This is a genomic window from Micromonospora noduli (genome assembly GCF_003264475.1).
In the GTDB taxonomy this organism is placed as follows: domain Bacteria; phylum Actinomycetota; class Actinomycetes; order Mycobacteriales; family Micromonosporaceae; genus Micromonospora; species Micromonospora noduli.
Map to the genome: position 1 here is coordinate 1 of NZ_PYAC01000023.1, position 21,870 is coordinate 21,870.

At 72.6% G+C, this 21,870-nt stretch carries 18 protein-coding genes and 1 riboswitch; of the genes, 11 read left to right on the top strand and 7 right to left on the bottom strand.

Annotation, left to right across the window (positions count from 1 at the left end; genetic code table 11):
• Window positions 1–331 precede the first annotated feature (331 nt).
• From thyX to MED15_RS22140, 3 genes are read left to right on the top strand one after another with little or no spacing between them, the layout of a single operon-like run.
• A complete protein-coding gene (gene thyX, locus MED15_RS22130) occupies window positions 332–1,072 on the top strand; it encodes an FAD-dependent thymidylate synthase (RefSeq protein ID WP_091400425.1) in 741 nt (246 codons plus the stop codon).
• A gap of 47 nt (window positions 1,073–1,119) precedes the next feature.
• Window positions 1,120–2,046, top strand: a complete 927-nt coding sequence (gene dapA, locus MED15_RS22135) for a 4-hydroxy-tetrahydrodipicolinate synthase (protein ID WP_091400427.1) — start codon at window positions 1,120–1,122, stop codon at window positions 2,044–2,046.
• Between the two features lie 52 nt (window positions 2,047–2,098).
• On the top strand, window positions 2,099–3,787 hold the full coding sequence (locus MED15_RS22140; RefSeq protein WP_112586590.1) for a ribonuclease J: 1,689 nt from the start codon (window positions 2,099–2,101) through the stop codon (window positions 3,785–3,787).
• 80 nt (window positions 3,788–3,867) lie between these two features.
• Here MED15_RS22140 and MED15_RS22145 read toward each other — a convergent pair whose 3' ends face one another.
• The 3 genes from MED15_RS22145 to MED15_RS22155 form a co-directional block, all read right to left on the bottom strand.
• Complete coding sequence (locus MED15_RS22145) at window positions 3,868–4,920, bottom strand: LPXTG cell wall anchor domain-containing protein (RefSeq protein WP_112736834.1); 1,053 nt, start codon at window positions 4,918–4,920, stop codon at window positions 3,868–3,870.
• 123 nt (window positions 4,921–5,043) lie between these two features.
• Window positions 5,044–6,618 carry a type III secretion system chaperone family protein gene (locus tag MED15_RS22150; protein ID WP_225855427.1) on the bottom strand — a complete coding sequence of 525 codons (1,575 nt, stop codon included), beginning with the start codon at window positions 6,616–6,618 and terminating at the stop codon, window positions 5,044–5,046.
• 86 nt (window positions 6,619–6,704) lie between these two features.
• A complete protein-coding gene (locus MED15_RS22155; protein ID WP_112736836.1) occupies window positions 6,705–7,184 on the bottom strand; it encodes a YbjN domain-containing protein in 480 nt (159 codons plus the stop codon).
• A 113-nt stretch (window positions 7,185–7,297) separates the two neighbouring features.
• Here MED15_RS22155 and MED15_RS22160 point away from each other — a divergent pair, with 113 nt between their 5' ends.
• The gene (locus MED15_RS22160; RefSeq protein ID WP_112586598.1) at window positions 7,298–9,757 is read left to right on the top strand and encodes an FtsK/SpoIIIE family DNA translocase; all 2,460 of its coding nucleotides are present in this window, start codon (window positions 7,298–7,300) and stop codon (window positions 9,755–9,757) included.
• Window positions 9,758–9,824: 67 nt separating this feature from the next.
• Here MED15_RS22160 and MED15_RS22165 read toward each other — a convergent pair whose 3' ends face one another.
• Both MED15_RS22165 and sugE read right to left on the bottom strand, forming a co-directional pair.
• Window positions 9,825–10,070, bottom strand: a complete 246-nt coding sequence (locus tag MED15_RS22165) for a hypothetical protein (protein WP_112586600.1) — start codon at window positions 10,068–10,070, stop codon at window positions 9,825–9,827.
• Between the two features lie 82 nt (window positions 10,071–10,152).
• Window positions 10,153–10,467 carry a quaternary ammonium compound efflux SMR transporter SugE gene (sugE, locus tag MED15_RS22170; RefSeq protein WP_112586602.1) on the bottom strand — a complete coding sequence of 105 codons (315 nt, stop codon included), beginning with the start codon at window positions 10,465–10,467 and terminating at the stop codon, window positions 10,153–10,155.
• A gap of 60 nt (window positions 10,468–10,527) precedes the next feature.
• A riboswitch (guanidine-III (ykkC-III) riboswitch) is annotated at window positions 10,528–10,599 on the bottom strand.
• A gap of 91 nt (window positions 10,600–10,690) precedes the next feature.
• Between sugE and MED15_RS22175 the strand changes: the two genes are divergently transcribed.
• From MED15_RS22175 to pspM, 7 genes are all read left to right on the top strand, one after another.
• Complete coding sequence (locus MED15_RS22175) at window positions 10,691–11,614, top strand: ornithine cyclodeaminase family protein (RefSeq protein WP_112736838.1); 924 nt, start codon at window positions 10,691–10,693, stop codon at window positions 11,612–11,614.
• A gap of 80 nt (window positions 11,615–11,694) precedes the next feature.
• The gene (gene rimO / locus MED15_RS22180) at window positions 11,695–13,203 is read left to right on the top strand and encodes a 30S ribosomal protein S12 methylthiotransferase RimO (protein ID WP_112700456.1); all 1,509 of its coding nucleotides are present in this window, start codon (window positions 11,695–11,697) and stop codon (window positions 13,201–13,203) included.
• A gap of 77 nt (window positions 13,204–13,280) precedes the next feature.
• A complete protein-coding gene (gene pgsA, locus MED15_RS22185; protein ID WP_112586605.1) occupies window positions 13,281–13,871 on the top strand; it encodes a CDP-diacylglycerol--glycerol-3-phosphate 3-phosphatidyltransferase in 591 nt (196 codons plus the stop codon).
• A 222-nt stretch (window positions 13,872–14,093) separates the two neighbouring features.
• Entirely contained in the window at window positions 14,094–14,603 is a 510-nt protein-coding gene (locus tag MED15_RS22195) for a CinA family protein (protein ID WP_112601999.1), read from the top strand.
• Window positions 14,604–14,812: 209 nt separating this feature from the next.
• Window positions 14,813–15,247 (top strand): helix-turn-helix domain-containing protein, encoded by a 435-nt coding sequence (locus MED15_RS22200; RefSeq protein ID WP_091400451.1) that lies wholly within the window; start codon window positions 14,813–14,815, stop codon window positions 15,245–15,247.
• A 198-nt stretch (window positions 15,248–15,445) separates the two neighbouring features.
• Window positions 15,446–16,318, top strand: a complete 873-nt coding sequence (locus tag MED15_RS22205; protein WP_112586609.1) for a PspA/IM30 family protein — start codon at window positions 15,446–15,448, stop codon at window positions 16,316–16,318.
• A gap of 23 nt (window positions 16,319–16,341) precedes the next feature.
• A complete protein-coding gene (gene pspM / locus MED15_RS22210; protein WP_091400455.1) occupies window positions 16,342–17,127 on the top strand; it encodes a phage shock envelope stress response protein PspM in 786 nt (261 codons plus the stop codon).
• A gap of 65 nt (window positions 17,128–17,192) precedes the next feature.
• On the opposite strand, the gene MED15_RS22215 is transcribed toward pspM, so the two are convergent.
• Window positions 17,193–20,804 carry a hypothetical protein gene (locus tag MED15_RS22215; RefSeq protein ID WP_112736840.1) on the bottom strand — a complete coding sequence of 1,204 codons (3,612 nt, stop codon included), beginning with the start codon at window positions 20,802–20,804 and terminating at the stop codon, window positions 17,193–17,195.
• A 165-nt stretch (window positions 20,805–20,969) separates the two neighbouring features.
• Complete coding sequence (locus tag MED15_RS22220) at window positions 20,970–21,779, bottom strand: DNA-formamidopyrimidine glycosylase family protein (protein ID WP_112725315.1); 810 nt, start codon at window positions 21,777–21,779, stop codon at window positions 20,970–20,972.
• Window positions 21,780–21,870: the final 91 nt, after the last annotated feature.

A 21,870-nucleotide genomic window follows, 5' to 3' on the forward strand; every position in this document is an offset into this window, starting at 1 on the left:
GGCCGCTCGGGCCGCTCGGGCGTATAGGTGCCTGGGCGGCGCTCGGGCCACGCTCGTCGGGTTGGGGCGGGCCCGTCCTTGGCAGATGACGTGCCTGATGAAGAGCCCATCCGCCGGGCCGATGTCGCAAACGATTCAGCTCCAAAGGACGCTGATGGAACTGTCCGTCCCGGTCTCGACAACGACAACGATGACCCCGGACCCCGGACCCCGGACCCCGGACCCCCCCGGGCTTCGGCGGCTCACCGCTGTTGAGTGATCGACATTGCACGGGGCGCGCCTGAGTTGGGTCGGACGGCACCCCACCACTAAAGTCCCAGGAATGCCGGACATGGTGCAGCCCCAGGTCAAGTTGATCGCGTGGACCCAATTCGCGGCCCCGGACGACGTGCCGTGGTCGACCGACGCGGAGGGCGGCCAGGCGCTCGCCGAGTTCGCCGGTCGGGCCTGCTACCAGTCGTGGAAGAAGCCGAACCCGGCGACCGCCACCAACGCCGGCTACCTGGCGCACATCCTCGAAGTGGGCCACCTGAGCGTGCTGGAGCACGGCTCGGTCACCTTCTACTTCACCGGGGTGTCCCGCTCCTTCACCCATGAGCTGATCCGGCACCGGCACTTCTCGTACTCCCAGCTGTCGCAGCGCTACGTCCCGGAGCGGGACGCGGCCATGGTCGAGCCGGCCGTCATCGCCGACGACCCGGAGCTGCACAAGAAGTTCGTGGAGGCCGCCGAGGCGAGCGTTCGGGCGTACACCGAGTTGCTGGAGGGCCTCGAGCAGCGCTTCTCCGACGAGCCCAACCCGACGCTGCGCCGCAAGCAGGCCCGGCAGGCGGCCCGCGCGGTGCTGCCCAACGCCACCGAGACCCGGATCGTGGTCTCCGGTAACTACCGGGCCTGGCGGCACTTCATCGCGATGCGGGCCACCGAGCACGCCGACGTGGAGATCCGTGAGCTGGCCGTGGAGTGCCTGCGCCAGCTCCAGGGGGTCGCCCCGAACGTGTTCGCCGACTTCGTGATCACCACGCTGCCGGACGGCACCGAAGTGGCGGCCAGCCCGCACGAGGCGTCCTGAGCCCTTCCCCGGCGGGCCTCGGCTGGTCGTCCGCTAGGTTGGAGGGTATGACGCACGACCACCTTGACGCCGCAGCCCGACCGGCGTCCCGCCCCTTCGGCCGGCTGCTCACAGCCATGGTGACCCCGCTCACCCCCGACGGTTCCCTCGATCTCGACGGCGCCGCCCGGCTGGCGAGCCACCTGGTCGACGAGCAGGGCAACGACGCGCTGGTGGTCAACGGCACCACCGGCGAGTCGCCGACCACCACCGACGCGGAGAAGGAACACCTGATCCGGGCCGTGGTGGAGGCCGTCGGTGACCGCGCCAAGGTGGTCGCGGGCGTCGGCACCAACGACACCCGGCACACCATCGAGCTGGCCGCCGCCGCCGAGAAGGCGGGTGCGCACGGCCTGCTGGTGGTCACCCCGTACTACAACAAGCCGCCGCAGAGCGGGTTGCTGCGACACTTCACCGCGGTGGCCGACGCCACCGGCCTGCCGGTGATGCTGTACGACATCCCGCACCGCTCGGGCGTGCCGATCGACACCGAGACGTTGGTCCGGCTCGCCGAACACGGCCGGATCGTCGCGGTCAAGGACGCCAAGGGCGACCTGACCGCCACCAGCTGGGTCACCAGCCGGACCAGCCTCGCCTTCTACAGCGGCGAGGACGCCCTCACCCTGCCGGCGCTGGCCGTCGGATGCGTGGGCGTGGTCGGCACCTCGACGCACTTCACCGGGGCGCTGACCGCACAGATGATCGAGGCGTACGACGCGGGGGACATGCCGACCGCGCTGGCCCTGCACCGGCGGCTGCTGCCGCTGTTCACCGGCATCTTCCGTACCCAGGGCACCATCCTGGTGAAGGCGGGCCTGGCGTCGCTGGGCCTGCCGGCCGGCCCGGTGCGACCCCCGCTCGTGGACGCCACCGACGACGAGATCGCCCAGCTGCGCGCGGACTTCGCGGCAGCGGGCCTGGAGCTGCCCGAATGAACGAACGACACGATGGACGTCGAGTAACGGCGTCGCAGAATGAGGTGGACGCGTGACCGAGGCGCACATCGAGGCGGAGCTACCCCCGCCGCTGCCGGAAGGCGGCCTGCGGATCATCCCGCTCGGCGGGCTCGGCGCCATCGGTCGGAACATGACCGTCTTCGAGTACGACGGCAAGTTGCTGATCGTCGACTGCGGGGTGTTGTTCCCCGACGTCGAGCAGCCGGGTGTGGATCTGATCCTGCCCGACTTCGGTCCGATCCTGGACCGGCTGGCCGACGTCCAGGCGATCGTGCTGACGCACGGTCACGAGGACCACATCGGCGCGGTGCCGTACCTGCTCGCCCACAAGCCCGACATCCCGCTGGTCGGCTCACAGTTCACCCTCGCCCTGGTCGAGGCGAAGTTGGCCGAGCGGCGGATCCAGCCGTACACGCTGACCGTGCGGGAGGGCGGCCGTGAGCGGCTCGGCCCGTTCGAGTGTGAGTTCTTCGCTGTCAACCACTCGATCCCGGACGCCCTCGCGGTGGCCATCCGCACCCCCGCCGGCCTGGTGCTGCACACCGGCGACTTCAAGATGGACCAGCTGCCGCTGGACGGCCGGATCACCGACCTGGCCGGTTTCGCCCGGCTCGGCGCCGAAGGCGTCGACCTGCTGCTGTCCGACTCCACCAACGCGGAGATCCCCGGTTTCGTCACCCCGGAGCGGGAGATCGGCCCGGTGCTCGACTCGATCTTCGCGAAGGCCAAGGGTCGGATCATCGTGGCCTCGTTCGCCTCGCACGTGCACCGCGTGCAGCAGGTTTTCGACTCCGCCGCCGAGCACGGCCGCAAGGTCGCGCTGATCGGCCGGTCCATGGTCCGCAACATGGGCATCGCCCGGGACCTCGGCCTGCTCAACATCCCGGCCGGCCTGGTCATCGGGATCGAGGAGGCGACCACGCTGCCGCCGGAGCAGATCGTGTTGATGTCCACCGGTTCCCAGGGTGAGCCGATGAGCGCGCTGGGCCGGATGGCCAGCGGCGACCACCGGCACATCACCATCGCCCCCGGTGACACCGTCGTGCTGGCCTCCTCGCTGGTGCCCGGCAACGAGACCTCGGTCTACCGGGTGATCAACCGGCTCGCGCGGGCCGGCGCGGTGGTCGTGCACAAGGACGTGGCCAAGGTGCACGTCTCCGGGCACGCCCCCGCCGGGGAACTGCTCTACCTGCTCAACGTGGTCCGGCCCAGCAACCTGATGCCCGTGCACGGCGAGTGGCGTCATTTGCGCGCCCACGCCCGGCTCGGCATCGAATCCGGGGTCGCCGCCGACCGGGTGGTGCTCTGCGAGGACGGCGACGTGGTCGACCTGGTCGAGGGCCGCGCCAGCCTGGTCGGGCACGTGAAGAGCCGGTACGTCTACGTGGACGGCCTCGCTGTCGGTGACGTCAGCGAGTCGCTGCTCACCGAACGGCGGATCCTCGGTGACGGCGGTTTCATCGCCACCACAGTGGTCGTCGACTCGGTCACCGGCAAGGTGGTCGCCGGCCCGACGCTCTCCGCGAAGGGCTTCTCCGAGGACCCGGAGGCGTTCAACCCGGTGGTGCCGTTGGTCACCGAGGCGCTCAACCGGGCCGCGGCGGACGGCATCACCGACCCGCACCAGCTTCAGCAGATCGTTCGGCGGACCGTGGGGCGGTGGGTCAACGACAAGTACCGTCGTCGGCCGATGATCGTGCCCACCGTCGTCGAGGTCTGACCGCACGCGTCACGATGCCCGTCCGCACACGAGGTGCGGGCGGGCATCGCCGTTTTCACGGCTGGGCTCGCCGTTGCGGGTCAGCCACGCTGGAGCCGGCGTCGCAGGAGCAGCAGTCCGCAGCCGAGGGTCAGCAGCGACACGCCGATCAGGCCGTACACGATGGTGGTCGTGCCGGTGCGCGGCAGTTCCGCTGCCTTCGGGGCGGGCGTTGCCGGCGCCGTGGTCGCTGGCGTGGTCGGGTCGGCCGGTGGCGCGGTGGTGGCCGCGCCGCCTCCGGATCCGCCGCCGGTCAGGCGGAGCGTCACCGAGGTGTCCGGGTTGGTGTACCGGGTGGTGGGCGCGAGCCAGAGTCGAACGCTCTTCGTGCCGCCAGCGGCCGCCACACGTACGTCGAAGCTGTCCGTGGCGCCGTCCGCGAGGCGGCGCTCACGCAGGATCTCGCAGCCCGCACCGTTCATCCGGCCGCTGTCGGAGCACCCCGGTGCGGTCACCCGCACCCCGGCCGGGGTGGCGACGTTCAACGAGTACCCGCCGATGTCGAACGTGCCGGTGTTCGTGACCCGGACCCGGATGGTCGCGGCACCGTCGACGACCGGGCCGGCGGTGGCCCGTAGCCGCAGCGTCGTGCGGTCCGGCCAGTTGATCCGGAAGTCGGTGGGTTGGTCGGCGCGGCCAGTGGCGTCCTGACCGGCAACGGAACCCCACTCGGCCACCCCGAAGACCGGCTGCGCAGCCGATGAGGTCACCGTCAGGCGGTACGTCCGATCGCCCCCGGCGGGCAGTTCCGCGCCGCCGCAGACCCAGGTCCTCGTCGCACCGTCACCGGCCCGGCAGTCGCCGCCAGCGGTCAGGTCGGCATCCTGTGGCAGGCGGAGCACGAAGAAGCCCTTCGCTGCTGCCCCACCCTCGTTGACGACTTTGACCTCCAGCGGACCCGACGGGTGCCACGGGTCGCCGCCGAGGAAGACGATGTCGGCCCGGGCCAGGATCGTCGGCGCGGCGTTCCCGGCCGTCGTGCTCGGCGAGACGGTCGGCTTCGCAGGGGCGGCACCGGCAACGGTCGGGGTGGCGAGGGCGGACAGGGCGAGCACGGCGGCACCGACGATGCCGGACCGGAGAGGGCGGTTCATGACGACTCCCGAGGGGTTGCGATGGGCTGACGGCGATATCACCCCGGTGCCGTTCTCCCGGTTGCGAGCTGTCGGATGTCGTGCAGTCGCGCGGCAACTGCAACCGTTGGCGCCCCTGGCGAATCAGGGCAGCGCGGCGACGGCCTCGGCGTACGCGATGCCGGTGGCGATGGCGGCGTCCATGAGGACCCGTAGCTGCGCCGGGGCGACCCCGTGCGCCAGGTCGGTGGCCACGTCGCCGGCCAGCACCAACTCGTCGCCGAGGTCGTGTGCGTACGCCTTGGGCAGCAGCCGGTCGTGGTTCCACGCGTTGCAGAAGGCGTACGCCTCGGCGCGGCGGGCCGTTGGCAGCCGGCGGTCGGCCATGGCGCGGGCGTGCAGCACCTCGCCGCGCTCACCGGCCCGCCGGAACTGGATCACCGCCCCCTCCCAGTGGCCGACCACGGTCTCGCCCTCGTCCACGAGGTATCGGTCGCCGCGCCCGTCCAGGATCCCGGTGATCATGCCGAGGGAGAGCGCGGACAACTCGCGTTCGCCCAGCTCGGCCTCGGCCTCGGCCTCGGGCCAGTCGGCGTCGGGCTCGTCGGGCTCGTCAGGTTCGTCGTCGGTGGGCAGCGGAACCGGCGCCGCGAGCGGGCGCTCGGCCAGCCATGCGGCCATCCGTCCGGAGTGGTGCCCGGTGCCGTTGCGCGCGTCGAAGCTGCCGGCCAACTCGTTGGCCACCCCGAGCAGCAGCGCCCCGAGCGTGGCGACGTCCAACTCGGTGGCCGTCCGTTCGCCGTACGCCGGCCGGGGCATCGTCCGCCCGCCCAGACCTGCCTCGACGGCCAGCCCGCAGACCAGTGCCCCAGCGGCGGCGAACTCCATGGCGGCGAGATCGTCGGTCGGCTGGTCCAACCGGGGCAGCTGCTCGGCCAGAATGGCCAGCCCGCGTTCCAGGTGCCCGCCCAGCGCGCAGAACCGCAGGTGCGCGGCGAGGTGCGGGAACGCAGCGCGCTCCCGCCGGTGCCGGCGGTACGCCCGCACGTGCGCCGTCGCCGCCCGTGCCTGCTCGCCGGTGCGCAGTGCCGGCAGCAGACCGGCGACCAGGTCCCGCTCGGGTTGGTCGGTGCAGGACTGCGGGTCGCCGTCGGTTTCCCCGAGCTCGCTGACCGCGGCATGCCACTCGCCCCAGCCGGCCAGCAGCTCGGCACGCCGGGCCGAGGCGCAGCCCGGGCAGCCGCCGGCCGGGCCCGGCCGTTTTCCGGACCACCGTTCGTACCAGTGCCGGGCGGTGGGCTCGTCGCCCAGGTGATCGGCGATCCGGCAATGCAGCTCAGCGACGGTCGGTGTGTCCGGGCCGTCCGCGCCGACGCGGTGGGCCAGGTCGTGCAGCAGGGACCGGGTCTGGTCCAGCCCGACCCGGGGGGTGCCGAGCAGCGCCTCAACCGCGTACCGCTGGTAGCGCAGCAGCAGGCCGGTCTCCGTTTCGGTGAGCAGGTCGGGTCGGTGGTCGGCGGCGGCCCGGCAGCGCCGGACCGGCTCGACCAGACGCCACCGCTCCCCGTGCAGCAGGTACGCCTCGATCAACGCGAACCGCGCGTCCATCCCGGACCGGACGTCGCCGGCCGCGTCGGCGCGCTCGGCGAGCCGCTCCAGGGCCACCTGCCGGGCCGGGCCGTCGGGGAGGTCCCGGGCCTCGGCGAGCGCGGCTTCCAGCGCCGGTACGCGGCCCCGCGCGAGCCGGTCACCGGAGCCGGTGGGTGGCGTGCCGGTGCGGCTGCCGGTGAACTCGTCCCGGCCGGTCACGACGGCACCGCGCCGGGTAGTCGACGGACCGCCACGGCCAGCTGGCAGCCGGTGGAGATGCCACAGTCGAGCAGTTGGTCGAGCTGGTGTGGGGTCACGCCGCGTTCCAGGTCGGTGATCACCTCTCCGTACACCCGGGCCCGACCGTCGTCGGCGACGTGGACGAACGCCTTCGGCCAGAGCCGGTCGTGGTTCCAGGAGTTGCAGAACGCGTACAGGTCGGGCACCCGTTCGATGCCGAAGGTCGGATCGACCATGGTGCGGATCTGGAGCAGCTCCCCGTCCCCGCCGACGCGGAGGAACCAGATCAGGTTGTCGTCGAAGGTGCCCACCAGCTCGCCGTCCGGGGTCGGATCGACGGATCGGCCACGGGCAGCGAGCACCGCGGCGACCAGATCGCCGGTCAGCGGACGCAGCGCGCCAGGGTGCCCGGCCAGCGGATCGTCCCGATCGCCTTCGATTTCCGGCGACGCCATGGGGCATCCCTTCTGAGGCGGATATCACGGCCGGCGGTGGGGTTCGTGTTACGACGCGCGGACACGACCCGGAAAAGCGGGGATCTGCCCGGCCCCACCGTTACCGTGACTCTATGGCGGGCCGTACCTCTCAGGCGAGCCGGCGACGCGGCGCGTCGCCGCGCGGTGGCACCAACAGTCGTGCCCGTCAACCGGCGAAGAAGACCACCCGGGCGCCGGTCCGACGTCGCACCACGCCGTCCCGGCCCGGCCCGGCGGTCTACGTCGGCCGTGCGGTCGGTGCACTGTGGATGGGGCTGGCGCACGGGATGGGCTGGGCGGTGCGCGCCGCCGGCCGGCAGGCCGCCTCGGCCCGCGACCTCGACCCGGAGCACCGCCGTGACGGTGCCGGGCTGCTCATGTTCGGGCTCGCCCTGCTCAGCGCCGTGGCGCTCTGGCTGTCCGGAGCGGGGCCGGTGGGCACGCGGCTGGCCGACACGATCCGGCTCTTCCTGGGCGCGATCTCGGTTGTCGTACCGGTGCTGCTGATGATCGGGGCGTGGCGGCTGATGCGTCAGCCGGCCGATCCAGAGCACCGGGGTCGTGGGTTGATCGGCTGGGGTTCGCTGCTGGTGTCGACCGCCGCGCTGCTCCAGATCGGTCAGGACCCGGCCGACCCGCTGGAGCGTGACTTCGCCGGCGGTCTGGTCGGTGCGGGCGTCGGTGGGCTGCTGGAGCGGGCGGTCACCGCCTGGGTGGCGGTGCCGCTGCTCATCCTGCTGCTGCTCTTCGGCCTGCTCGTGGTGACCGCGACACCGATCAACAAGATCCCGGAGCGGCTGGGCCTGCTCGCCGGTGGGCTGGTCGGCGCACCGGAGGCGGATGAGGAGGCGGACGAGGTGGCCGCCAAGCCGGCGCGCAAGCGACCGGCTAAGCGGATGCCCGCACCACTGGACCCGGACGACTTCGAGGACCTGGACGGCGCGGACCTCCAGGAAACCATGGTGCTGCCGCGCAAGTCTCCGGGGAAGGTGCCGGCGAGCCGCAAACCGCCGGTCGAGCCGCCGGAGCACTCGCCCGCCCCGACCCGGGCCGAGCAGCTCGCGTTGACCGGTCTGTCCGGGGACTACACCCTGCCGCCGGCCAACATGCTCAGCGCCGGGGCGGCCGCGAAGACCCGCAGCAAGGCCAACGACGAGGTGATCGCCGCGCTGACCGGCGTGTTCGACCAGTTCGATGTGGACGCCGCCGTCACCGGCTTCACCCGTGGCCCGACGGTCACCCGCTACGAGGTGGAGCTGGGGCACGGCGTCAAGGTCGAGCGGATCACCCAGTTGTCCCGCAACATCGCGTACGCGGTGAAGTCACCGGACGTACGGATCCTCAGTCCGATCCCGGGCAAGAGCGCTGTCGGCGTGGAGATCCCGAACACCGACCCGGAGAACGTGGCCCTCGGCGACGTGCTGCGCTCGCGGGCGGCGACCAGCGATCACCACCCGATGGTGGTGGCGCTCGGCAAGGACATCGAGGGCGGGTACGTGGTGGCCAACCTCGCCAAGATGCCGCACATCCTGATCGCCGGCGCCACCGGCGCGGGCAAGTCGAGCTGTCTCAACACCCTGCTGGTGTCCATCCTCACCCGGGCCACCCCGGACGAGGTGCGCCTGCTTCTGATCGACCCGAAGCGGGTCGAGATGACCGGCTACGAGGGCATTCCCCACCTGGTCACCCCGATCGTGACCAACGCGAAGAAGGCGGCCGACTCGCTGGACTGGGTGGTCCGCGAGATGGACATGCGCTACGACGACCTCGCCGCCAACGGGGTCCGGCACATCGACGACTTCAACCGCAAGGTCCGCAACGGCGAGATCACGGCTCCGCCGGGCAGCGAACGCGAGATGCGTCCGTACCCGTACCTGTTGGTGATCGTGGACGAGCTTGCCGACCTGATGATGGTCGCGCCGCGCGACGTGGAGGACTCGGTCGTCCGGATCACCCAGCTGGCCCGGGCCGCCGGCATTCACCTGGTGCTGGCCACCCAGCGTCCCTCGGTCGACGTGGTGACCGGTCTGATCAAGGCGAACGTGCCGTCCCGGCTGGCGTTCGCCACCTCCTCCCTCGCGGACTCCCGGGTCATCCTCGACCAGCCGGGCGCGGAGAAGCTGCTCGGCCGTGGTGACGGGCTCTTCCTGCCGATGGGCGCCTCCAAGCCGGTCCGGATCCAGGGCGCCTGGGTCACCGAGCGCGAGATCGCCGACGTGGTGAAGTTCTGCAAGGACCAGCGTGAGCCGGAGTTCCGCAAGGACGTGCTGGCCCCGGCGCAGGAGAACAAGAAGAAAATCGACGAGGACATCGGCGACGACCTGGACCTGCTGGTGCAGGCGGTGGAGCTGGTGGTCACCTCGCAGTTCGGCTCGACCTCGATGCTGCAACGCAAGCTGCGGGTCGGTTTCGCCAAGGCGGGCCGCCTGATGGACCTGATGGAGACCCGGGGGGTGGTCGGGCCGTCCGAGGGGTCGAAGGCGCGCGACGTGCTGGTCAAGCCGGACGAGCTGGACGAGGTCCTGGTCGGCCTGCGCGGCGACGTGGACTGATCGACAGTCGACCCGGACGCGCGACGGGCCCGCCGGAATCCGGCGGGCCCGCGATGTGGGGGAGTGGTCAGTTGTTGATCAGCGCGCCGATGATCACCAAGCTGATGATCGCGGCGACGACGCTGGCCACGGCGGCGTACCAACCCAGCGGCTTGTCACCGAGCACCGCGCCGACGACGCCCGCGATGACGCCGAGCACGCCGAAGATGATCGGGTTGAGCAGCAGGGCCAGGACCGCGAAGACGAAGCCCACGATGGTGAGGATGCGGGCGGCGTTGCTGCGGGGACGGGCGGTGCTCGGCATGTCGGCCATGTCTTCCTCCGGGTGAGAGCCTGTCGTGACGAATCGATCACTACCCACTGTGGGCGCTGGTCACGCCTGCCGACGGCGCGCCTCAGTGGAAGATCTTGAGACCGATCACGCCGGCGACCACCAGCAGGAGGCAGAGGATTCGGGGCAGGCTCGCCGACTCGCCGAGCGCCAGCATCCCGACCAGCGCGGTGCCGACCGCGCCGATGCCGACCCAGACCGCGTAGCCGGTGCCGACGGGGATGTCCCGCAGCGCGTACGACAGCCCGGCCATGCTCAGCAGCAGGGTCACCACGAACACCACGGACGGGACCAGCCGGCTGAAACCGGCGCTGCGGTCCAGGGCGATCGCCCAGGCCGTCTCCAACAGCCCCGAGATCACCAGTACGAGCCAGGCCATCGTTCACCTCACCGGAAGCGCCCGGGCTGCCGCGCCGGGACGAGTCGAGTCTGCACGTCACGCGGGGCGTCTTGGCCTGACCGGGTACGCCCACCACTCGTCCGGAGCGGCCACGAGCATTCGGCCGCCGGTGCCGACGCTAGCACCGACCCCGGTGGCGGGGCGGTGACCACCACCACGGTCCGTTGACCTCCACCTGACTTCAACTTGCAGTATCGCCACCATGACCATGCTCTACGCCGACCCCGAGGTCGCCGCCGCGCTGGACGCCGCCACCACTGTCGACGCCATGCGCGCCGCCCTCCTGGCCGCGTACGAGGGACGGCTGATCGCGCCGCCCCGGGCCGCCGCACCGCTGAGCGGCGGGCGGATGGTGCTCACCGCCGGGCACCTGGTCGGCGAGTGGTACGGCTTCCGCTCGTACGACACCTTCGGTCATCCGCAGGGCGAGCAGTTGGTGGTGCTGCACGACGCCCGGACCGGGGCGATCCGGGCGGTCGCGGTCGGCGAGGAGTTGGGCTCCCGTCGTACCGGAGGGTTGGGGGGCCTGGCGGTCGACGCGCTGGCCCGTCCCGACGCCGCCGCCCTCGGGGTGATCGGCTCCGGCCGGCAGGCGTGGACCCAGGTCTGGGCCGCCGCCGCGGTCCGCCCGTTGCGCGAGGTGGTGGTGCACAGCCGCTCCGCCGCTCGCCGGGAGGCCTTCGCCGCCCGGGTCCGGGCCGAACTGGGCGTGCCGGCCCGCGCGGTGGCCGACCCGAGCTCGGCCGTCGTCGGGCGGGACCTTGTGGTGCTGGCGACCACCAGCCCGACCCCGGTGCTCTGCGCCGCCGACCTCAGCCCCGGCACGCACGTCAACGCGGTCGGTTTCAAGCAGCGCGACCGCAGCGAGTTCGGCACCGACCTGCTGGACACCGCCGACCTGCTGGTCACCGATTCACCGGCCCAGGCGGCGGACTACCAGCCGCCGATGCTCGCGGCCACACCCCCGTACGCCGGGCGGTTGCGCGACCTGGGCGGCATCCTGGCCGGCGCGGTTCCCGGCCGGACCACCGCGGACCAGATCTCCGTCTTCTGCTCCACCGGCCTTGCCGGCACCGAGGTGTTCCTGCTCGACGCGCTGACCCGGGTTGGCGCCGAGGCGCACTGACCGGAATGACGTTCGCCTCCCTGTTGACCGTCTCCGCAGCCCGCGTGCGTGGGCTTACCCGGCCGGCCCGGTACCCTCGGATGGTGTCTGCCACCTCTCCTTCTCCCGCTGACCACGCCGAGGGCCGTCGCGTCGCCCTGCTGACCCTGGGCTGTGCCCGCAACGAGGTCGACTCGGAGGAGCTGGCCGCCCGCCTGCACGCCGACGGCTGGCAGGTGACCACCGACGGCGAGGGCGCCGACGTGGTGGTCGTCAACACCTGCGGTTTCGTGGAGAAGGCCAAGCAGGACTCGATCCAGACCCTGCTCGCCGCCGCCGGAACGGGCGCCAAGGTGGTCGCCGCAGGCTGCATGGCCGAACGGTACGGCCGGGAGTTGGCCGACAGCCTCCCCGAGGCCCAGGCGGTGCTGAGCTTCGACGACTACCCCGACATCGCCGCCCGGCTGAACGCCGTCGTCGCCGGCGAGCAGATCACCGCGCACACCCCACGGGACCGGCGCGAGCTGCTGCCGCTGACCCCGGTGCAGCGCCGCGACAGCGGTGTGTCCCTGCCCGGCCATGGCACTGTGAGCCGCACCGTCGTCGACACCGACGAGCACACCCCGGCACACCTGCGCCAGGTGCTGCGCCGACGGCTCGACACCGGCCCGGTGGCCTCGCTGAAGCTGGCCAGCGGCTGCGACCGCCGCTGCGCGTTCTGCGCCATCCCGGCCTTCCGGGGGGCCTTCGTCTCGCGTACCCCGGACGAGCTGCTCGCCGAGGCGGAGTGGCTTGCCAAGACCGGCGTACGGGAGCTGGTGCTGGTCAGCGAGAACTCCACCTCGTACGGCAAGGACCTGGGTGACCCGCGCGCCCTGGAGAAGCTGCTGCCGCAGCTCGCCGCGGTGAGCGGCATCGTCCGGGTGCGGGCCAGCTACCTTCAGCCGGCCGAGACTCGACCCGGGCTGGTCGAGGCGATCGCCAACACCCCGGGCGTGGCCCCGTACTTCGACCTGTCGTTCCAGCACTCCAGCGAGCCGGTGCTGCGCCGGATGCGGCGTTTCGGCTCCACCGACCGGTTCCTGGAGCTGCTGGCGGGTGCCCGCGCCCTGGCCCCGGACGCGGGCGCCCGGAGCAACTTCATCGTCGGTTTCCCCGGCGAGACCCGCGCCGACGTCGACGAGCTGGTCCGGTTCCTGACCGAGGCCCGGCTCGACGCGATCGGCATGTTCGACTACAGCGACGAGGACGGCACCGAGGCCGCCGGCCTGCCCGGCAAGGTCTCCGCCGCGACGATCAAGCGGCGCTACGACCGGCTCAGCGCCCTCGCCGACGAGCTCTGCTCGCAGCGGGCCGAAGACCGGCTCGGCTCGACCGTCGAGGTGCTGGTCGACTCGATCGAGGACGGCGTCGTGGAGGGCCGGGCGGCCCACCAGGCGCCGGAGGTGGACGGTTCCACCACCCTGGTCGCCCCGGCCGAGGGCGGGGTCGACCTGGCCGCGCTGCGCCCGGGCGATCTGGTGCGGGCAACGGTGACCGGCACCGAAGGGGTGGACCTGCTCGCCGTGCCGGATGAGATGATCTCGGCGGCGCCCGGCGCGGCACGGTGACGGCGGGCCCGAGCGGAGCGGGGGACCCAGGTGGTGCGGTGCCGGGAACGCCACGGCGGCCCGAGCGGAGTGCGGCGGTGACCGGGGCGACGGAGTCGACGCCGGGCCGGGTGGTGGCCGTGGTGCCCGTCGTCAACGCGGCCAACGCGTTGACAGCCCTGCGGCTGGTGCTGGTGCCGGTCTTCGCCGCCTCGGTGATCATGTCCGGGATGACCCACTCCGGTTGGCGGATGGCGGCCTGCCTGATCTTCGCGGTGGCCTCGGCGACCGACCTGGTGGACGGCTGGATCGCCCGCCGCTTCGGGCTGGTCACCTCGGTGGGCAAGGTGGCCGACCCGATCGCCGACAAGGCGCTCACCGGCGCGGCGCTGGTGCTGCTCTCCTGGTACGACCAACTGCCCTGGTGGGTGACCGCGCTGATCCTCGTTCGCGAGCTGGGCATCACCGGGCTGCGGTTCTGGGTGATCCGGCACGGCGTCATCGCCGCGAGCCGAGGTGGCAAGGTCAAGACCGCGCTCCAGATCCTCGCCATCGCCTGGTATCTCTGGCCGATGCCGGCCGCGCTCGCCGCCGTCGGCCCATGGATCATGGCCGCGGCCGTCCTGGTCACGGTGATCACCGGCTTCGACTACATAGCTCAAGCCCTCCGCCTCCGCCGCCCCCGCTAACCCCCACCCCGCCCCACCCCCTCCGCCCCCGTTGATCATGAAGTTGTTGCCCTCCGGGGCGGCGTGTCGTGACGCCAACTTCATGATCGACGCGATGGGGTCGGGGGGTTGTGGGCAGTTGGGTTGGGGACTGGTGGGTGGGGAAGGACTGGTTGGGTGTCGGTGGACGGTGACGAGGTGGGTGGTGCTGGGGTGGGCGGTCCTGGGGTTGGTGGTGCTGGGGTGAACGGTGCTGAGGTGGACGGTGCGGAGGTGGGTAGTGCGGCGGCCGCGGTCGTGCACCGGCTGGCCGAGCGGCACGAGACCCTGGCCACTGTCGAATCGCTCACCGGTGGGTCGCTCGCCGCTTCGATCGTGAACATCGCCGGGGTCAGCGGGGTGTACCGGGGTGGTCTCGTGGTCTACGCCACCGAGCTGAAGGCGACCCTGGCTGGCGTACCGGATGACCTGCTGTCCGAGCGGGGGCCGGTGGACCCGGAGGTGGCGGCGGCGCTCGCCGAGGGTGGCCGGCAGCGGTGCGGCGCGGACTGGGGGCTGGCCACCACGGGGGTCGCCGGCCCGGAGCCGCAGGACGGGAAACCCGTGGGCCTGGTCTACGTCGCGGTCGCCGGCCCGAACGGCGGCGAGGTCCGCCAGCTCGACCTGGGCAACGGGCGGGACCACGTCCGGGCGGAGGCGGTTGTCGAGGCGCTGCGGCTGCTCGCCGAGCGGCTCGCCGCCGCGACCTCGTGAACGCCAGTACCGAAGCGGTCAGAGCCACCCAAGCCGCCGCCACACGGGCAGCGGCGAGCCCGTCCCGACGAACCGACGGGCGGGGCGGGATGTCGCCAGGGCCCGCAACGGGTACGGTTGCGGGAAGGCTCCGACGTTCGGGGTCGGCGCGGTCCGCCGCGACCGGCCGCCCAGCGGCGGGCGCGAGGTATCCCTCAGGGGGAGGTGCGATGATCCTGCTACGCCGGGTGATCGGTGACGCACTGCGAGCGCGCCGGCAGGGCCAGCAGCGCACGCTGCGTGAGGTCTCCACCGCCGCCAACGTCAGCCTCGGCTACCTCTCCGAGATTGAGCGCGGGCACAAGGAGCCGTCGAGCGAGCTGCTCGCCGCGATCTGCGACGCCCTCGGTGCCCGCCTCTCCGAGCTGCTGCGTGAGGTGAGCGACACCGTGGCGCTCGCCGAGCAGATGCCCGGGGTGCTCGTCTCGATGCAGGACGAGCCGGCCGACGCCGCAGCCAAGAGCACCAACCGGGGTGTCCGTCAGGTCACCTCCGACGGCAAGGTCGCTGTCTCGGTCCGCCAGGACTCGCCGCTCAAGGCCACCCTGCGAAGCACCCGGGTCCGCCCGACCGAGCGCGACCGGGACGTGGTCTGCGCGGCCTGAGCCGCCGATCCAGTTGACCATGGGCGGGCTGGCCCCGGCCGCGTAGGGTTGCTCGCAGGAGCCGCCGGTGCTGTCGACCGCCCGGTACGGATGCCTCATTGGCGTTCGGCTGGGACGATGGAGACCGGCCGGTCACGGTCGGACGGTCCAGCCGGCCCGGCCGTGGTGGAGCGACGCTACTGAGGGGATACCGCGGAGATGGCGAACCCGTTCGTCAAGGGTTGGAACTACCTGATGGCGCTCTTCGGTGCGAAGATCGACGAACACGCCGATCCCAAGGTGCAGATCCAGCAGGCCATCGAGGATGCCCAGCGGCAGCACCAGGCGCTGGTTCAGCAGGCTGCCGCGGTGATCGGCAACCAGCGTCAGCTGGAGATGAAGCTGTCTCGACAGATGACCGAGGTTGAGCGGTTGCAGGGCAACGCCCGGCAGGCCCTGGTGCTCTCCGACCAGGCCCGGGCCAAGGGCGACGAGGCCGAGGCGGTGCGGTTCGAGCAGTCCGCGCAGACACTGGCCAGCCAGCTCGTCTCCGCCGAGCAGGCCACCGAGGACCTGAAGACCCTGCACGACCAGGCGCTGGGCGCCGCAGCCCAGGCCCGGCGAGCGGTCGAGAACAACTCGATGATCCTCCAGCAGAAGCTCGCCGAGCGCACCAAGCTGCTCAGCCAGCTGGAGCAGGCCAAGATGCAGGAGACGGTGGCCCGCTCGCTGGAGTCGATGTCGTCGCTGACCGCGCCCACCAACACCCCGTCGCTGGACGAGGTGCGCGACCGCATCGAACGGCGGTACGCCAACGCGATGGGTCGCGCCGAACTGGCCGGCAACTCCGTCGAGGGCCGTATGTTGGAAATTCAGAAGGCCACGATCGACTCGGCCGGCTCCGCCCGGCTCGAGCAGATCCGGTCCAGCATGGCGGGGGAGCAGCTCGGCGGCGCGGCCCAACGACCGGCCGTGCCGCAGGCCGAGAAGACCGGCCCGGCCAACGACCCGACGGCCGCCGCCCGGCTGGACGAGCTGCGCGCCAGCATGGCTCGCGAGCGGGGCACCGGCGACCCGACCGCCGCCGGCTGAACGACCGGATCGAGGGGGTCACTGTGGCAGACGAGCGGACACGGTACTTCCGGAGGCTGGGTCGGCTTCGCCGGTCGGCCCGACGGTGGAGCGTGCTGGCCGGTGGGCTCGGCGGCGCGGCGGTGGTGCTGACTCCGTACGCCGGCCTTGGTCTGCCCGACGCGGCCTGGGCCGGCGCCGCGGGCAGCGCTGTGGCGCTCGCCGCCTGGCGCTGGATCGACGTGCGCGCCCTGGCCGCCCAGCCGGCGCCCCCCGCGTTGGACCCGGCCGAGGCGGCGGCCCGTTCGCGGGCCCGATTGATCGCCGCCGTCGAGCGGCTGCCGGTCGGCCCGGGCGTGCTGGCCGAGGTGCGCCGGGTCCGCTCCCGGATCGCGCTGCGCGGCACCAGCGCCGGAGAGCAGTGGGCCCGACTGGACCGGGCGGCGCTCACCCTGGCCGGGATGGCACCCCGGCTCACCGGGCTGGCCGAGCCGGCGGTGCTGGAAGCTGCGGCCGCCGACCGCTCGCTGCGCGACCTGGCCGCGCGGGTGGCCAGCGTCGAACGCGCGCTGCGGCTGGCCCCGGCCGACGCCCGGCCGCCACTGGCCGAGGCGCACGCCGCGCTGACCGCCCAACTGGAGGGCGGGGTGGCGGCGTACGAACGGCTGGTGGTCGCCGCCGCCGGCTACCTGGCCGAGGACTCCCGACCGGAGACCGCCCACCCTGCCGCCGACCGGCTCACCGAGGCGACCGACCTGCTGCACGGGGTCGCCGGGGCGCTTGCCGAGCTGCGGGCCGTCGGCACCCCGCTGCGCGCGCCAACGCGCTGACGGCGTACGCCCCAGGGACCGCGCTGACGGCGCACCCCACGAGGCCGCGCGCGGCCCAGGGCCGGTCACGGTGGTGTCGTCACCAGGACCGGCCCGGTGTACGGCGAGGTGCCAACGACGTTGAACGACCGGATCCGGTAGTGGTACGTGACGTCCCGTTCCAGCCCCGTGTTGGTGAAGCCGCGGCCGGTCACCGTGAAGGTGGCCGTCTCCTGCTCGAAGGCCGGGTCGAGTGCCCGCTGCACGATGAACCCGGACCCCGGGCCGCCGGGTGTGCTCGCCTCCCAGGCCAGGATCACCGTCGCGGTGTCCGGCCCCGGTGCGCTGGCGGTGGCGCTCACCCCGCTGGGGGTTCCCGGCGCGGGTGGTGAGGTCACCGTGGCGACCGTCGACCACGCCGAGGCGGAGCCCAGGTAGGTGGTCCGCACCCGGTAGTAGTACGTGGTGTCAGGTGCCACTGTCGCGTCCAGGTGGTTGTCGCCGACCCCGATCGCCGTGGTGCCCGGGCCGCTGGTGAACGTCGGGTTGGTGGCCCGCTGCACGTCGATGCCGGTGGCGAACGAGCGGTTCGTCCAGCGCAGCGCCACGCGCAGCGGCGCGGCCGGCGGGAGCGTCGCGACCAGACCGCTCGGCGCGGCCAGGTGCACCGAGGCGGGTACGCCGTTCGACCAGGACGAGTAGCTGACCGAGTTCTCCGCCCGGATCCGGTAGTGGTAGGTCACGCCCGGGGTGACTGTTGCGTCGGTGTAGCGGGTGGCGGCGGCCGCGACGGTGATCGTGGTGACCTCGCCGCCGAAGGTCGCGTCGGTGGCCCTTTGCAGCAGGTGGCTGGTGGCGGGCGGTCGCCCGCCGTTGCTGGTCCAGGCCAACGCGATCGCGGGTAGCGCGGTGGCCGAGCCGGACACCGGTGTGGCGGTCAGCCCGGTCGGCGCCTTCGGCGCCACCCGCAGCACCAGCGGCCGGCTCATCCCGCCGTCGCGGTGGCCGGCGAGCTGACTGTGCCAGCGGTACTCCCAGCCCAGGTTGACCAGTTGGTTGACCACAGTGGCCGGTCGCCCGTCGATCGGGCTGACCGGCGTCGACCCGGTCCGCGCTCCGGCCGGGCGACAGGGGTCGAGCAGCCGGACGCTGTCTCCCAGCTTGAACGGCAGCGCCGGCGCGACCGGGCGCAGCGCCACCACCACGTCCTCCCGGGGGTTGACCCGGATGACTCCCTTCCAGCCCAGCTCCGTGCCGTGCGGAAGTCGCAGCGTGCCGTCCCAGCCAACCCGGTTGATCACCTGCATGTCGCAGCCGGCGACGTGCAACGGCTCGGTCTGCCGGACGTTGCCGCTGATCCGCCAGAGCTGCGTGCCGTCGGTGGGGGCGCCCACCGGCACGGCGGGGTCGGTGGCGAAGAGCACCTCGGTGACCGGGTCGGTCGCACCGAGCGGCAGCGTCGTCGGGTTGAGCGGCCCGGCGTGCGGGTGCCCGACGCCGAGCCGGCCCGCCAACCGGCCGTGGTCCGGTTCGAAGATCTGCTGTGCGGCCTTGACCGCGATCGGCACTGTCACCGGGCCGGTGCCGGCCGTCGGCGTGAACGTCACAGTGGTGGCGTGCACCGGCACCGTCGTCTGCGCCGGGGTCCGGGTGCCGAACGCCGGGTCGTACGCCGGCTGCGGGACGATCGGCGGGCGCTGGCTGGCCGCGTACGCCAGGGGCAGCCGATCGCGCAGCCGGCTCAGGTCGTACGGCGACTCGGGTGTCCCGGTGACCCGGAACTGGAGCACGGTGCGGGTGTTCGGGCCGTACCCCGGTTCGGTCTGGGGTGGGCCGCTCTCGGCGCTGTGGTCCGGGGCGTCGGTGTGCTGGTCGTAGCGACTGTCGAAGCCGGGCAGCGGGGCCGGAGCGTCGTTGTACAGGATCAGCGTGCTGCCCGGCGGCACGGCGGAGAAGTCGACGAGCACGTCGGCTCGTTCTCCCGGGGCGAGCAGCAGCGTGTGTCCGTCAACGTTCAGCACTGTCGGGTCGAGCCGGTCGTAGCGGTAGCCGATCGGTTGGTTCGGCAGCACCACAGGCGCCGGCAGGAGGCCGGCCTCGTTGCCGATCTGGATGAACTCCGGGCCGGCTGCGCGCGGGTCCGGCACACCGCCGTCGCGTCCGTCGGTCGGCCACCCCGCCGGACGGTCCGCCGCCCGCGCGGCGGGCACCATCGGCACCTCACCGGCGTCGGGGTCGGCGAGCGCCCCGTCGGCCGTCCACATCGCCGCGTCGGAGCAGGCCCGGTAGAGCTGGAGGTTGAGGCTGCGGTCCAGGCAGGCGTTGAGGATCCGGAACCGGTACGTGCGCGGCCGCACCTCCAGGTACGGGTAGGCGACGCCGTTGACCAGCGGGGTGTCGCCGTACGCCTCGGGAACGGCCGACGGGTGCGGTACGCCGGGGCTCATCGGCGGCTCGTCCGGCGCGCCGACCGGGTCGTGGTACGGGTTCGGCACCCAGCCGTCGATGCGGGCGTCGTCCGAGGCGGAGTTGCGGGACCAGGGCCCGTAGTCCCACCGGCCGGTGGGGTTGCGTCCGCCGGACCGGTACGGGTTCTGCCGGGGTTGGTAGACGTGCGGGTGCCAGAGACTGCCCCGGGCGCCCCAGCGTTCCCGGTCCCAGGTCGGGTCCTCGGCGGCGAGTTGGGTGTCGTCCGGAACGAACGTCTTGTCCTCGATCACCAACGGCACCTGGTCGGCCGGCAGCACCGCGTCGGCGACGAGCTGGTCCTCGGCCCGGTCGGTGAGCAGGTAGAGCGCGAGCTGTCCGCTGTAGACGGTGAGCCGGGCCAGGCCGAGGGTGTTGTCGTGGAACCACAGCAGTCGGCCGCTCTGCTCGTTCGGGAAGTAGAGCGTGGTGGCGCCGGCTCCGGGCGCCGGCATGTCCGGCACGTGGGCCAGGCCGGGCCCGGTCGGGTATGGGGTGATCTCCCCGGCCGGGGTGATCCACTGCCCCGGGTTGCCCGCGCTGGTCCAGCCGGTCTGCGCCCCGGCCAGGTGCAGCACGGCCCGGTTCTGCGGGTACGGCGCCGGTCCGTCCAGTGGGCCCAGGCCGGCCCCCTCGATGGTGTCGTCGACCGGCAGGAACAGCTCGCCGGACCGACCGGTGGGGAGCTGGTTGATGAACTTCACCCGGACCGGTCGACCCCGACGGGCGCGGATCATCGGCCCGAGGTGCCACTGTCGCTCCGGAGGCGCCACCGTGTTGTGTCCGGCCGGGTCGGTGCCCAGGTTGAGTTGCCGGTAGCCGCGCAGCCGGGTGACCGGCAGGTCCCGGTGCAGCCGCTGGGCGTACTCCTGTAGGCCGATCTCGTAGTAGTCGCAGCCCGGATAGCTGATGGTGTCCGGCACCGCCACCGGCAGGTGGCTGCCGAGGTCGCCGCTGCCCGGCTGGCCCGGCAGGGGCAGTGGGTCGACGAACTTGCGCAGCCCGGTCCCGGCCACGACCTGCCCGTCGGGGTCCCGCGTCGGGCGGGGGCTGTGGGCGAAGTTCGGCACCGGGCCGAAGTAGCGGGGCACGACGGCCGGGTCCAGGCTCGGCGTGACAACGGCCTCCTCGGCGGTACGCGGGGTCGGCACGGACGCCGCCCGGCCGTCGGCGTCGGTGTCGCGGGTGGTCCGCTCGAAGAAGGTGGAGCGGAGTCTGCGGAACATCGCCATGACTCTCCCCGGTTCGGGGCGCGAGGTCCGCCACCCCGGCGTGGGGGACCTCGGCACTCTGCTGACGGTCGGTGAGCGCTCAACCGCAGCATGCGACTCCGGAGGCCGGTTAGGAATTACCCAATCGTCCGTTTCTGCCATGGATCCCGTCAGGCGAGAGCCTGGTCAGCCGGATGACGACGGACCCGGACGCTCGGGCTGGCAGACCGGGCACCAGTAGGTGACCCGTTCGCCCAACTCCTCCTTGCGGATCGCGGTGCCGCAGCGGCGGCAGGGCTGGGCGCGGCGGCCGTACACGTAGCTGGTCTGCCCCCGGTGCAGTGAGCCGGTGCTGCTCTGCGTCCACCGGCCCCGGTTGGCGGCGAGCAGCCGCTGTGCGAGGGCCACCAGGCCCGGCAGGTCGGGCACTCCGCCGACCGGGGTCCACGGTGACACGCCCCGCAGGAACAGCACCTCGCACTTGTAGAGGTTGCCCACGCCGGCCAGGTTGCGCTGGTCGAGCAGCGCCTCGCCGATGGTCTGCTCCGGGTGGTCGGCGAGCCGACGGACCGCCTCGGCCGGGTCCCAGTCGGAGCCGAGCAGGTCGGGGCCGAGGTGGCCGACCAACTGGTCCTCCTCGGCGGTCGGCACCAGGGTCAGGTCGTGCAGGTGGTAGCCGACCGCGACAGCGCCGGGGCTGCGCAGCACCGCCCGGATCAGGTGCGCGGGCCGGCCGCTCCAGCGTTCCCCCGGGGCGTACGCCCGCCAGGCACCGTCCATCCGCAGGTGGGAGTGCAGGGTCCAGTGCTCCTCGGTCGGGGCGTTGAGCCGCAGCAGCAGGTGCTTGCCCCGGCTGGCCGACTCGCGGACGGTCCAGTCGGTGAGGTCCGTGGTCGCCAGCTGCGGCACCCGGAAGTCACTGCCGGTGATCCGCGCGCCGGCCAGCGCGCGGTGCAGCACGCGCGCGGTGTTCCAGACGGTGTCGCCTTCGGGCACCCTGCCATCCTCCCTCTTTCGAGCAAGATTCGCATGTGTCGCCATTTGTACTCAGGTTCCTCATGATCTCCCGACATGCGAGGGTCAGGGA